This window comes from Mesorhizobium sp. A556 (assembly GCF_054489545.1).
Window position 1 is genome coordinate 676,807 of sequence record NZ_JBTMXA010000001.1, and the last position, 12,889, is coordinate 689,695.

The window sequence follows — 12,889 nt, forward strand, 5'->3', positions numbered from 1 at the left end:
ACTCAGCTTGTCCACAAGCCTGAAAGAGACATCTTACTCTGTCCATACGAAAGTCGCATAAGATAGATTATGGAACTGAACGATGTTTGATGAATGCAGAAGTAGCCCGGCTTTTGGGCCCTGATCGCCGAATTTGGTCGGCGTTCCTCGATAACTTCAATAGTCGCCTGAAGCGCTGGCGTTCGATCTATCAGGCAACCCTGTCGATAAGCCGTCAAGCGTCGCGGTATGGAAGCTCGATAGTCATGCCATCATAAGCCGGCTCGACGTGGCTCGGCGTGTCCGCCGCGACAGCCGAATAATCGAGCGGTACGTGCATGTGTGTAAGCACCGCCTTTTTCGGTTTCAGCCTGTCGATCCAGTCAAGAGCCTCATCAAGCGACAGATGGCTGGGATGCGGCTGAAGTTGCAGCGCATCGATTATCAGAACGTCCAGTTCATGCAGGCGTTCGACCGTTGCATCGGGGAAATCGCTGACGTCGGGGCAATAAGCTAGTGAGCCAATACGGAAACCCAAGGAGATTATGTCGCCGTGAACCTGCGGTAGCGGTTCAAGGGTGAGGGTGCCGCCCTCGCCTTCGATGCGTACCGGTTTGGCGTGATCTATACGGTGCGGCTTGAGTATCGGCGGGTATGAACTGCCGGGAGGCGTCTCGAAACAATAGCCGAACGCGGCATACAACCGTTCCATGGTGGAATCGTCGGCATGGATGTCGATGCGGTGGCGCTGCTGCAGAACGTAGCCGCGCAAATCGTCGATGCCGTGAATGTGGTCGGCATGCGGATGCGTATAGACGACGGCATCGATGCGCTCGGCCGCCGCCATCAGCATTTGCGGGCGGAAATCGGGGCCGGTATCGATAACAACGACCGTCTTGCCGCCTGTCGGGGAAATGCGCTCGACAAGGGCTGCCGCCCGCATGCGCCGGTTCTTCGGGTTAGCTGGATCGCAAGCGCCCCAATCGCCGGTGATGCGCGGCACGCCCGGAGATGAGCCGCAACCGAGGATGGTGAGGCGCAGGAGGTCGCTCACGGAGCGGAGTTCCGGGCGTCGGGACGCGGCATTTTGGTGAACAGCCGAAAGAAATTATCGGTGGTGATTTCAGCGATTTCGAGGTCGCTGACACCAATCGTTTGCGCCAGTACCGTGGCCGTCTGCGCGACGAAGGAAGGTTCGTTGCGCTTGCCGCGGAACGGGACCGGGGCCAGATAAGGCGCGTCGGTTTCCACTAGCAGCCTGTCACGCGGCACGTCTGCCGCGATGGCGCGCAGTTCGGCCGAATTCTTGAAGGTCAAAATGCCGGAAAAAGAGACGTAGCCGCCGAGCGAAACGCCCACCTCGGCCAGCCGGCGGCCCGACGAAAAGCAGTGCAGAATGAAGGGGAACGCGCCCTTCCCTGTTTCTTCCTCGAGGATGGCGGCCATGTCGTCATCGGCGGCACGGGCATGGATCACCAATGGCAAACCGGTCATGCGAGCGGCGGCGATATGGGTGCGCAAGCCCTGCGCCTGCGCCTCGCGCGGTGCCTTGTCGTAGTGAAAATCGAGGCCGGCCTCGCCGATCGCCACGACTTTCAGGTGCTCTGCCAGCCGCACCAATTCGTCGGCGGTTACGTCCAGTTCCTCGTCCGCATTATGCGGGTGCGTGCCGACGGAGCAGTAAACCTCATTGAATTGCTCTGCAATTTCAAGGAGCTGCGGAAATTTCTTGACCCACGTCGAGATCGTCACCATGCGTCCAATCCCGGCCGCGAGCGCGCGTGCGACGATGGCCTCGCGCTCGTCGGCGAAGTCCGGGAAATCCAGATGGCAATGGCTGTCGACCAGCATCATCAAGCTTCTGCGGCGGGTTCAACATAGCGCGGAAACACCGGCGTCGGTGCCGGCAGCGGCACGCCCGAGGCCAGCGCGCGAACCTCCCCGACGTCCGCCATATTGCGGCACTCGGCAGGTACGGCAAGCAGGTCGAGCAGCTTTGCAGCCGATGCCGGAATGAATGGCTGGCACAGGATGGCCACACGCCGGATCGTCTCGGCCGTTGTCCAGAGCACCGTTTCCATGCGAGCCGGATCGGTCTTCTTCAACGCCCATGGCTCCTGCGCCGCGAAATAGCGATTAGCCTCGGCAACGACGGCAAAGATCGCGGCCAGCGCCAGATGGATCCCCTGCTCCGCCATTGCCTTGCGCGCGGTGGCGAGCGCGGCGGTCGCCTGATCGAGAATGGCCTTGTCGGCCTCCGCCAGTTCGCCGCGTTTTGGAACGACGGCACCGCAGTTCTTGGCGATCATCGACAGCGACCGCTGTGCGAGGTTGCCGAGATCGTTGGCAAGATCGGCATTTGTGCGGTTGACGATGGCCTCATGGCTATAGCTGCCATCCTGCCCGAACGGCACCTCGCGCAGGAAGAAATAGCGTACCTGGTCGAGGCCGTAGTGCTCGACCATCGTGAAAGGATCGATGACGTTGCCGAGCGACTTCGACATCTTCTCGCCGCGGTTGAACAGGAAGCCGTGGCCGAAAACGCGCTTCGGCAATTCGATGCCGGCCGACATCAGGAAGGCTGGCCAGTAGACTGCGTGGAACCGCACGATGTCCTTGCCGATGATATGCGCATCGGCTGGCCAAAAGCCCCATTTCTCATCATTTTCATCGGGATAACCGATTGCGGTGATGTAGTTCGTCAGAGCATCCACCCAGACATACATGACGTGCTTTTCATCGCCTGGAACCGGCACACCCCAGTCAAAGGTGGTGCGTGAGATCGAAAGATCCTTCAATCCGGATTTGACGAAGCTCATGACCTCGTTGCGCCGCTCCGATGGCCCGATGAAGCCGGGTTGATCCTCGTAGAGCGCCAGAAGCCGGTCCTGATAGGCGGAAAGGCGGAAGAAGTAGCTTTCCTCTTCGACCCACTCGACCGGCGTTCCCTGCGGGCCATAGCGGACCTTGTCGGCGCGAACCTCGGTTTCGTCCTCGCCGTAATAGGCTTCGTCGCGCACCGAATACCAGCCGGCGTAGCCGCCCTTGTAGATGTCGCCGTTCGCAGCCATGGCCTTCCAGATGGCCTGGGAGGCGCGGTAGTGGCGCTCTTCCGTCGTGCGGATGAAATCGTCGTTCGACGCACCAAGCACCTTTGCCATCTGCTGGAACTCGGCGGTGTTGCGGTCGGCCAGTTCGCGTGGGGAAATGCCTTCCTTCTTGGCCGTTTGCAGCATCTTGATGCCGTGCTCGTCGGTTCCGGTCAGGAAGAAAACGTCCTTACCCTCCAGCCGCTGGAAGCGGGCAAGGGCATCAGTTGCGATCAATTCATAGGCATGACCGATATGCGGCTTGCCGTTGGGATAGGAAATCGCCGTGGTGATATAATATTTTTCGCGTGACATGATCGAACCGTTTTGAATGCCGGATGAAAGAAGGTCGCGGTGGGATAGCGTATCGGAATTGCCGGCGCTACCCGAGAGGCAGTTGCGATCACATTCGCATCGCGGTGTTCAGGCGGTCAATCATCATCAATGCGTGCTGCTTCTTGTCGAGATTATACGTCTCGGTCTCGGATATCGCGTTCAACGCTTCCTGCCAAGTATCCGCCAGCGCTTTGGCGCGGCCGATGGACCCTGCTTGCGCCGCCGTTCTCGCCGCGTCCGACAACAGGTCGAGGGCCCGGCGGTTGAAGATGTCGAAGGCGATTGCGCCGTCGCGGCCCGACACGCCTTCGGCAATGCGATAGGCGCCGGTCATGTCGAGCTTCCGAGCCGCGAGCAGACCGTCCAGCGCTTCGGCGATTTCGATCCCGCCATATTGCGCCAATAGAATCGCCGTTCGCACGCTGCCCCCTGCCCGCCTGGCCAGCGCCTCCTGTGCGGCAAGATCGGCCGGCAGCGGTTGGCCTGTGGCATCCAGCACCTGCATCAGTTCATCGGGGGCAAGCGGGGCCAGCCGCACAAGTTGGCAGCGGGACCGGATGGTTGGAAGCAGGCTTCCGGGTGCATGCACCACCAGAATGAAAAGCGTGCGCACCGGCGGCTCTTCAAGATTCTTCAGTAACGCATTGGCCGCATTGGTGTTCATGTCATCGGCGGGATCGATGATTACCACCCGGTAGCCGCCGTCATGCGAAGTCATCGACAAAAAGCGATTGACCTTGCGGATTTCGTCGACCGTTACGACCGTCTTGAAGGACTTGCTTTTTTCGTTCATCGGCCGGGTCAGGTGCAGAACCGCCGAATGCGAACCGGTGGCGATCTGCCGGAACAGGGAAGACGACGGATCGGGAACGGCCAGTGTCTCGGGCGCTGCTTCGGCGTTAGGGTATTTCAGCAGATGATGCGCCAGATGAAAGGCGAACGTCGCCTTGCCGATGCCGACCGGTCCGGCGATGAGCAGGGCATGCGGCAGTTTGCCGGCCCTGTACGCCGCAGTCAGCATGGCAGCCGCTTGTGCATGCCCGACCAGCAGGGCCGTCTCGGACGGTTCCGGCACACCGTCCAGCGTATCGTGCTGCTCCGGGGCTATCCGCTCGAAACTCATGCCAGCGCCTGTCCTTGCGGCTGCGCAAGCAGGTGCCGTTCAAGTGCGGCGAAAGCTGCTGCCGTGACCTCATTGTCCACGATCTCGGGGGCTGCCGCCGCATCGATGACGACGCAGCGCTCCGGCTCGGCTTCGGCGATGGCCAAAAATGCCTCGCGCCGCCGCTGATGGATCGAGAGCGTCTCTTTTTCGAAGCGGTCGGCGACGGCTTCCTCGCCTCGCCTGGCGGTCGCTCGCGCCAGCCCTTCCGCCGGGTCGATGTCGAGAATAAGCGTCAGATCGGGCACGGTTCCATGTACCGCCACGCGCTCCAGGGCGTCCATGAAGCCGGCATCCAGACCGCCGGTTACCCCTTGATAGACGCGTGATGAATCCATGAAACGGTCGCACAGCACGATTGCACCGCGTGCGAGCGCCGGCCGTATGAGTTGCTCGACATGGTCGGAGCGCGCCGCCGCAAAAAGCAACGCCTCCATCTCAGGTCCGAGCGGTTCGGCGGCGCCGGACAAGATTACATGGCGAACTGCCTCGGCACCCGGCGAGCCGCCCGGCTCACGGGTTACGACGACATCATATTTCTTGGCGCGAAGCTTCTTCGCCAGCAGATCGATCTGAGTCGATTTGCCGGCCCCTTCCCCGCCCTCGAATGTGATGAAAACGCCTTTTGCCAAGCGAACAACCCTATTGCGGAGACCGTCATAGTCCGCGTCGCCCGAAAGGTCCACGGCGGTTGTTTCTATCGAAGCCAGCCGATTGCCAGTTCTTTCGCGGCATCGAGAGCGCGGCTTGGCAGCGATCCGACATTGACGGTTTCGCCTGCGAAAAGCGGCGTTTCCTGGCTTAGCGTATCGCCGATCCATACGCGCAGCGACCCGACGGGCTGCCCCTGCTCGACCGGCGCGGTCAAGGGACCATTATAGACGATGCGCGCCGTCATCTTGTCGCGATTGGTGATCGGCAAAAAGATATCGATCGGCCCCTTCGCTTTCAAGGGCACAGTGGATCGAGTCCCGCCGAACACTTCGGCTTCCCCTACCACTTCATCCTTGGCGAATATCTCGGTCTTCTCGAACGAACGCAGCCCCCATTCCAGCAGCTTGCGGGCTTCCTCCGCACGTTCCTTGTCGTTGGCAAGCCCGCTCATCGCGGCGATCACCCGCTTGCCGCGTTGACTGGCGGAGCCGACGATACCGAATCCGGATTGCTCGCTGGCGCCGACGGCCAAGCCGTCCGCGCCGATGTCCATGGCCAGAAGCGGATTGCGGTTCCTCTGGAAAATCTTGTTCCAGGTAAAATCCTTCTGCCCGAAATATCGGTAGAGATCGGGGTATTCGCGCCAGATATGCAGCGCGAGAAGGGTGAGATCCCTCACGGTCGTCTGCTGTGCGTCCGCCGGCAGTCCGGTCGAATTGGCAAAGACTGAGTTCTGCAACCCGATTTTGCGCGCGCGCTCTGTCATCTGACGCGCGAAATTGTCTTCGGAACCAGCGATCCCCTCGGCGATGACGATGCAGCCGTCATTGGCTGCCTGCACCGCTACGCCCTGGATCAAATCCTCCAGCCGGATGGTAGACTTGATCTTCGCAAACATGGTGGACGTGCCCGAAGGGGCGCCGCCCGTTCGCCACGCATTTTCGCTGACGACGAAGGTATCGTCGAGCTTCAGCCGGCCTGCCTTGATAGCGTCGAATGTCACCTCCATCGTCATCAGTTTGGCGAGCGACGCCGGCTGGATGATCTTGTCGGCGTCCTTGGAGAAAAGCACGGTGCCGGTTTCGGCGTCGATCATGAAAGCCTGGGCGGCCTTCGTCTCGAAGAGCTGGGCCGAGGCCGGCCCGGCTGACAGGCAAGACAGCAAGAGGCAAAGAAGGGCAACAGGGGCTAGAGCCTTGGACCGAAAGGCGGAATCGGCTTTCCGGTTATTCCAATGCTTGAAGCCGCCGAAGCCCAAAGGTCAATCGCGCACGGCAAGAGCGTCGGGCGCACCATGCGACCATGCCGCCTGCAGCAAGTCATCAACGGTGCCGTGACCGTCGGCATAGAGGTTCACCGAATACCAGATTTTGCCGTCGTGCTGCAGCCGCTGCACTTCGGTCTTGCCGAAGCCGGCAAGCTGCGAGGCGATGTTCGCGGCTTCAAGCGCGTCGTCATAGGAGCCTGCCGCCACATAGTCGCCAGATCTGGCGCTGTCGGCGAGCGTCGCTTTTCTCCAATCGGGTTGCCCACCCTGGTCCAGGGCGGCGAACGCGCTTGCCGCCTGCGGCTTGCTCTCCTCGGCATAGGACAATGAGGCCACGGCGAACGGTACCGTGGGCACCAGTGCGGGCCGCTGCGGCACGATCGGACCGAAGTCGGGCAGCGGCGCGAAGCCGAATGCCTGTGCGGCCATGACCGGCCCGTCCGAAAAAGCCGGCTGCGAATTCGTCAACTGGCCCGGAAATGGCGCTGCCGGTGCATTTGCCGCGCCACTCGGCGTCGAGCCGTTCATGGCAATCATCACGCCGGTCGGCAGACCGTCGGACGGATCGGGAGCCCTGCTTCCGGGATGGTACGACGCCATCAGATACTGATCGTCATGGCCGTCGAGCGGTGCGCGGCCGACATATTCGACCTTAACTTTGGTCGTACCGGAATGCGCATAATCGAGCATGTCTGCGGCTCGTTCCGACAGGTCGATGATCCGCCCGTGTGCATAAGGGCCGCGATCGTTGACGCGTACGATGACGGAGCTTCCGTTCTTCAAATTGGTTACCCGCGCGTAGCTGGGCAAGGGCATTGTCGGATGCGCAGCCGTCAAATGGGTCATGTCGTAGACTTCGCCATTGGCGGTCAGCCGGCCGTGGAACGCATCGCCATACCAGGAGGCCGCGCCGATCTTGGTGTAGCCTTTATCTTCCTTGGGATAGTACCATTTGCCGCGTACCTGATAGGGCTTGCCAGTCTGATCGCGGCCACCGCCGCGTCTCACATCGGTCTTGCTCAAGGTCACGCGCGGGCTGGCTTTGACGCCATATTCGGACTCGGCGAAATATTCTTTCGAGTGCGTCTTTTTGTTGACCGCCACTTGCGGTTGCTGGCTGGCGCAGGCGACCAGCAAAGCCGCCGACCCGGCAAGCAACGCAAAAACGGAAACGCGGCGGAGATGCAGGCGCGCCGATGTCTGCATGTTCTGATTGTCCCCTGCCCGTCGTAAATGCCTGTCGACGCCAAAAACCGCAACTCAGACATTCCCGCAGGATGTTTGAGCAGCGTGCGCCCCATTCCTTCTATACAGGAAGTTCTTATGACGCCCTTAACCGACTATGTCCGGAAGCGGGCAAGATTGTGGCAGGCGCTTGGCGTGGCGAGCGCCGGTAAACCGGAGGCGTTCGCCGATGGTCCCACCTATTGCACAATACGACCAGAGGCTTCGCGATCGCGCTCATAACGCCGCGCAAGCGGAAACGGCGGCAGCCATGTTTCGCGGCGGATGGTCCACAGTTCGTATGTCGGCGCGAACTGGTCAGGGGCGTCCAGAGATCCCAGGCTCACCTCGATTTCATCGTCCGTGCGTGCGTAAACGGACGAGCCGCAACGAGGACAGAAAAACCGCCCGGCATAGTCGCGTGTTTCACCCTCGATTGTCACCGCGTCCTGAGGGAATATCGCGGAAGCGTGGAAAAGCGCGCCGTGGTGCTTGCGGCAGTCGAGACAGTGACAGAGGCCGACCCGATACGGACGCCCCGACGCCACAATTCGAACGTCACCGCACAGACAACCGCCCGTGATCCGGTCCATGCTGCATATCCTCCTTGCAAATTCCTGTCGTGCGCGATGATAGGGCCGACTGGCACTTTTGACACCTCGTTGTGTGGGACCAACCCGGAGATTGGGGAGTCGCCGATTACGCTGGTCGCGTCAGGTGGCGTGCCGGATACGGAATAGCCAAAGTCGATTTGGTGAAGAGAGTAAATCGGGATTTTCGGGGAGACGAATGGCGGGGGCCGAATAATGGACATCCAGCTTAACGGCCACCCGTCCTGTCCTGGCAGAATTTTATGCGGGCTGGAATGCAGGATGTGAGTAACTATTTGAAGAACTCCTTCTAGCTCACTCCAAGAATCTAAACTCATTGATGATGTTTTATTTTTAGAATGTTGGATTATTGATTTTAGAATTTATTCTTGAATCTAAATCACAATAAATCAAGCATTTTAGACGATCCTCCAGTAATGGAGTTCTTATCCTATCAATTTTTCGTGCTTCATTCCCTACTTGCTGGCTGGTTAATCTTTCAGTAGAAATTCTCGGCCGGGGGGCGCATTCTTCTTTTCAATGGCGAGTAATCCTGCGGGGTCTTTACCCCAGGCTCTTCGGGCAGACCACCGGCAACGGCGATCTGCAAGGGCTTGAACTGTCCCGCGCCGGACAACGGCTCGGCGTCTGCTTGCACGCACAATAACCATTGGACAAAAGGGTCGCCCACGATGGCAACCAATGCCGAACTCATCGCCCAGATATAGGTTTCTATGATCGTGCTCCAGACCCGGTTGGGCTGCAGTATTGGATTGGCCGTCTCGAGGCGGGCGTCTCCATCCAGGACATCGGCGATTCCTTCGCTGCTTCGCCCGAAGCTTCCGATACCTACCCCTATTTCGGCTCTTCCGGCCTGTTGGGGCCTGATGATTTTCTGGCGCAGGTCTACCAGAAGGTTTTCGGCCGCGCGATCGACGCCGATGGCCTGGCCTATCTGCAAAACAAGGTCGACGCCGGTCTTCATTGGTCGATGGAAGCGGCGGCGACGGATATCGGTATCTATCAGGGAAACGGCCGCTTGACGGATCTGGCGGACGCATCGGCTCATGGCGTCATCGACGGCATCACCACTGACCCGGTGACGATCGGCGCGGCCAATGCGGAGTCGGACGCTTACTTTGGCGGTGACGGCCGATGAGGTGGAGGTGGCGAGATGGCGGAGGTGGCGTAAGCCATGCCTTCACGCTCACTGAGGCTGTGGGTGAGAATGTTTGTTGGCACCCAGGGTAGTGACACGTTTATTGGCGTTCTCGACAACGCTGGCGGGACCGATGGCGGTACGTTCAACGTCGGTGACGCGGTCGATGGTGCTGGTGGCATCGATACGCTCAATCTAATCGTCGCTGGCGCCAGTTAGCTCCCGGCGGGTGCAGGCATTTCGAGCATTGAGATCATCAATTTCAATCTGACCAGCGGCGCCAGCTTGGCAGCGCCCCTCGATTCCTCGATTTTCGCTGGTGTCCAGCAACTCTGGCAGCGGCTGGAGACCTGACTTCCGTTTCGGTATCAGGTTCCGTTGCTGCCACGGCAGGCAGCCCGGCCATTCCCGGTGTTGATCTTGATTTCGGTGGTGACTTCACCGGCCCTGGCGATACGCCTCCTGCCCCCCCCCCGGTTCCGCCCAGCATTCTCACGCTGACTGCTACTGCTACGGATGTCGAGGCTTTGCACGTATCGCTGTCTTCGGATACCACGGTGACCCTCAGCAATTTCCACGATCTCGACACCTTTGACGCTTCCGGCTCGACAGGGGGCTTGACGATTGACTTGGGCATACTGGACGGGCTGGCTTCGGCCACGTTTGGCAGCGGCAACGACACGCTGAACATCGATGCGCCAGACGACACGTAAACCCAACACGATTGTTAACACCCATCGTGAATGTGGGATGAAACGGGACGCGCACCTATTTCTTCGACAAATATCTCTTATTATTCAATGATATCGTTAGGTATTTGGCGGAGGGAGTGGGATTCGAACCCACGGTGAGCTTGCACCCACGCCGGTTTTCAAGACCGGTGCCTTAAACCGCTCGGCCATCCCTCCAGTATCGATCTCGTCGGTTTTTCTGATCCTGCTGCAACCGCTTAGAGCATCGGATCGAAAAGTGGAATCGGTTTTCGGATTATTCCGATGCTCGATCAAGCTGCTGGAGCCTCCTTTGTGCGTCCAATTGGACGCACGGCGCTCTAGTGGTCTGCTGCTCCCATTTTGCTACCGATGACCTTTTACGTCTTCGCCTTTACCGCGCGCTGGATCGCAGCGTCAACCTGTTCGGCTGCATCTGTCTGTATCCCCCGGCATTGCGTGGCTATGGAGATCAAGCGTGGTCCCGATCAGTGCCCAGCCCAATTCACGGTAACCCACACAAGCCATCAAAGAAAAACCCCGCCAGGTGAGGCCAGCAGGGTCGATTGTTGGATCACTCTCAGGTGAGAGAGTGATTAGGCGAAGACGATGTCCGCAGCAGTAATGGGGACACCACCGACGATATGAACAACAAGATCATTGGCGGCGTTGAAGTTGCCGTCATTATCAAGGTCGGCAAGTACGTAGGTGTTGCCGGCCTCCGTGAACGTCGCGACCGCCAGGGTGACGCCGCCGACGTCGAAGAAGTCCGTAGCGCCGCCCGCAAGGCCAGCGATTGTCGTCTGGGTGGTGTTGCCAGCAGCGACGGTGCCCGTCTCGCCGGTGAGATCGAACGCCGACAGGTCAATCGTGTCCGTACCCGCTGTGCCAAACGTATTAATCGTGTCGAAGTTCACATAGGTCGAGTCAGCCTGTGCGGTGTAAATGACATTCTCATCGCCATTACCCAGATCGATCCCGTCGCCGCCAGCACCGGCATTGATCGTGAGTTCGTTACCGGCACCGGTTATGCTCGCGTCAATATAGTCGGAGCCAGCACCGGTGTTTACGACCGCACCGTCGGAAGCCGCGCCAAGGAATACCTGATCATCGCCAGCACCCGTGTTGATCACGGCATCTTCGGCGTCAAACGCGACGGTATCGTTTCCCGAGCCCGTCGTTGCCGTTTCGAGATCGGGAGATGTGATCAAGGAGAGGCCTACGTCCCCGGTCGCTGCCGAAGCGTCGACCGTCTCAAGCGCAGTCGAAGAAGTGATGATCATGACATCCCCTGCACCGGTTACGGTCAAGCTTTCAAGACCGGTAAACGGAAAAAGAGTGACGATATCCGGCGAAGGTATGGGCCGCTGCATCCCCGTTAGCTTCTAGGATGATGTGCTCAATGTCGGCCGAATTGGGAAGGGTAAAGTCCCCACTCGCGGTCGCGAACGCTACGGTGTTGACATTGTCGGCGACAGCCAGATGAAGCGTGTCGTTGGTTCCTGCGAGGCTTGCATCGATGCCAATCAGGACTTGGGCGGCGCCCGTGGCCCCAAAAATGGTGGCGAGCGAGGCATGGGAATAGACAGCATCGGCAGAGGAATTTATCTGCTTTACGCCCGTGACGTTGCTGAGGTCCAGAGGAGTTAACACAGTGCTGTTATTGTTGATGGTCTCGACATTCGAGATGACGGGAGCCGCACCGGGGACAAGACCGCCAGCGCTGATGTTCAACACGTCGTTGCCAGAACCACCGTCGATGACGTCCGTGCTGTCGAGGGAGTTCGCAAGAATAGCACGGATAGTATCGGCACCATCCGCACCGTGGATGACGTCAACGCCGCTGGTTTGAACGTCCGTATTATTGGTGAGCGTGAAGATGGCACCAGGAGCGTCGCCGCCAAAGTAGCCATCGGTTTCCGCGTTGGCCGCTTCAACCGTCGCCGGGTCGGCGGTGATGCCGTCGAGGACGCCATGCGCCGCATCACTGGCCTGGTCCGTCAGGCGGCCGTTTTCCTGATAGATGGCGGCATTCGTTGCCGCTGCCTCAAGCGCCCAATGAAGGCCGGCATCGACCTTGTTCTGCAGAAAGGCCTGATCGTAGCTGCCTTCGTTGGTGGCGGCGTTGCCGAGGATCGAGGCGACCACACTGCCAGCCGATTCGCCGGCCTCCATGCGGGCGCTATAATAGGCCAGGCCATCGGTGTCGATCGCGCGGCCGAACACGTTCTGATAGACCTGCGCCAGGAAATCATCGGGGGTCAGCAGGTCGGGAAACTGGAAATAGGGATAGGTATCGGAAGCTTCGGGCGAGGCCGCGAAAGAATTGCCGATATCCTCAAGGGAGACGCCTGCCTCTAGTCGGCCAACCCAATACTGCAGGCCAACCGGGTCTGGAGCACGATCGTAGAAACCAATATAAATTTGGGCGATGAGTTCGGCATTGGTTGCCATCGTTGGCGATCCTTTTTTTCCAATGGTATTGTGCATGCAAGCAGACGCCGAGCCATTGTCCGGCACGGGATAGTTCAAGCCTTGCAGATCGCCGCCGCCGGTGGTCTGTCCGAAGATAGTGGGGAAAAAACCCGGTGAATACTCGCCATTGAAAAGAAAAATACGATCCCCAGCCGGGAAATTTCTATTTAAAGATTCGTCGACCAGCAAGCGGGAACTGCGGCACGACATAGGCCGGTATAGCGTCCAGCCCTCCCAAAGCGCA

Annotated in this window: 13 protein-coding genes, 1 tRNA gene and 1 pseudogene; 4 read left to right on the plus strand and 11 right to left on the minus strand. The window is 59.5% G+C overall.

Annotated elements, in window-relative coordinates:
• Positions 1 to 214: 214 nt before the first annotated feature.
• The 8 genes from ACX3P0_RS03375 to ACX3P0_RS03410 form a co-directional block, all read right to left on the minus strand.
• Entirely contained in the window at positions 215 to 1,033 is an 819-nt protein-coding gene (locus tag ACX3P0_RS03375; protein WP_459086554.1) for an MBL fold metallo-hydrolase, read from the minus strand.
• Positions 1,030 to 1,830, minus strand: a complete 801-nt coding sequence (locus ACX3P0_RS03380) for a TatD family hydrolase (protein WP_459086860.1) — start codon at positions 1,828 to 1,830, stop codon at positions 1,030 to 1,032. The genes ACX3P0_RS03375 and ACX3P0_RS03380 overlap by 4 nt, the downstream gene beginning before the upstream one ends.
• 2 nt (positions 1,831 to 1,832) lie before the next feature.
• The gene (metG, locus tag ACX3P0_RS03385; RefSeq protein WP_459086556.1) at positions 1,833 to 3,383 is read right to left on the minus strand and encodes a methionine--tRNA ligase; all 1,551 of its coding nucleotides are present in this window, start codon (positions 3,381 to 3,383) and stop codon (positions 1,833 to 1,835) included.
• A gap of 88 nt (positions 3,384 to 3,471) precedes the next feature.
• A complete protein-coding gene (locus tag ACX3P0_RS03390; protein WP_459078278.1) occupies positions 3,472 to 4,527 on the minus strand; it encodes a DNA polymerase III subunit delta' in 1,056 nt (351 codons plus the stop codon).
• The gene (gene tmk, locus ACX3P0_RS03395) at positions 4,524 to 5,198 is read right to left on the minus strand and encodes a dTMP kinase (protein WP_459086558.1); all 675 of its coding nucleotides are present in this window, start codon (positions 5,196 to 5,198) and stop codon (positions 4,524 to 4,526) included. The genes ACX3P0_RS03390 and tmk overlap by 4 nt, the downstream gene beginning before the upstream one ends.
• 65 nt (positions 5,199 to 5,263) lie before the next feature.
• The gene (locus tag ACX3P0_RS03400) at positions 5,264 to 6,385 is read right to left on the minus strand and encodes a D-alanyl-D-alanine carboxypeptidase family protein (protein WP_459086559.1); all 1,122 of its coding nucleotides are present in this window, start codon (positions 6,383 to 6,385) and stop codon (positions 5,264 to 5,266) included.
• Positions 6,386 to 6,481: 96 nt separating this feature from the next.
• Complete coding sequence (locus ACX3P0_RS03405; protein ID WP_459086561.1) at positions 6,482 to 7,693, minus strand: septal ring lytic transglycosylase RlpA family protein; 1,212 nt, start codon at positions 7,691 to 7,693, stop codon at positions 6,482 to 6,484.
• Between the two features lie 218 nt (positions 7,694 to 7,911).
• Positions 7,912 to 8,304, minus strand: coding sequence for a GFA family protein (locus ACX3P0_RS03410; protein ID WP_459086563.1), 393 nt, complete (start codon positions 8,302 to 8,304; stop codon positions 7,912 to 7,914).
• A gap of 667 nt (positions 8,305 to 8,971) precedes the next feature.
• Here ACX3P0_RS03410 and ACX3P0_RS03415 point away from each other — a divergent pair.
• The 4 genes and pseudogenes from ACX3P0_RS03415 to ACX3P0_RS03430 all read left to right on the plus strand — a co-directional run.
• Positions 8,972 to 9,094: pseudogene (locus tag ACX3P0_RS03415) on the plus strand (hypothetical protein); the annotation flags it as partial.
• Positions 9,095 to 9,292: 198 nt separating this feature from the next.
• Positions 9,293 to 9,460 (plus strand): hypothetical protein, encoded by a 168-nt coding sequence (locus tag ACX3P0_RS03420; protein WP_459086874.1) that lies wholly within the window; start codon positions 9,293 to 9,295, stop codon positions 9,458 to 9,460.
• A 69-nt stretch (positions 9,461 to 9,529) separates the two neighbouring features.
• Complete coding sequence (locus ACX3P0_RS03425; protein WP_459086564.1) at positions 9,530 to 9,679, plus strand: hypothetical protein; 150 nt, start codon at positions 9,530 to 9,532, stop codon at positions 9,677 to 9,679.
• Between the two features lie 338 nt (positions 9,680 to 10,017).
• A complete protein-coding gene (locus ACX3P0_RS03430; RefSeq protein ID WP_459086565.1) occupies positions 10,018 to 10,173 on the plus strand; it encodes a hypothetical protein in 156 nt (51 codons plus the stop codon).
• Between the two features lie 105 nt (positions 10,174 to 10,278).
• Here ACX3P0_RS03430 and ACX3P0_RS03435 read toward each other — a convergent pair.
• The 3 genes from ACX3P0_RS03435 to ACX3P0_RS03445 all read right to left on the minus strand — a co-directional run bounded on the left by ACX3P0_RS03435 (position 10,279) and on the right by ACX3P0_RS03445 (position 12,834).
• Positions 10,279 to 10,368: transfer RNA gene (locus ACX3P0_RS03435), tRNA-Ser, on the minus strand.
• Between the two features lie 398 nt (positions 10,369 to 10,766).
• Positions 10,767 to 11,453: a calcium-binding protein gene (locus tag ACX3P0_RS03440; RefSeq protein ID WP_459086566.1), complete on the minus strand. Its 687-nt coding sequence runs from the start codon at positions 11,451 to 11,453 to the stop codon at positions 10,767 to 10,769.
• Between the two features lie 31 nt (positions 11,454 to 11,484).
• A complete protein-coding gene (locus tag ACX3P0_RS03445) occupies positions 11,485 to 12,834 on the minus strand; it encodes a DUF4214 domain-containing protein (RefSeq protein WP_459086568.1) in 1,350 nt (449 codons plus the stop codon).
• Between the last annotated feature and the right edge of the window lie 55 nt (positions 12,835 to 12,889).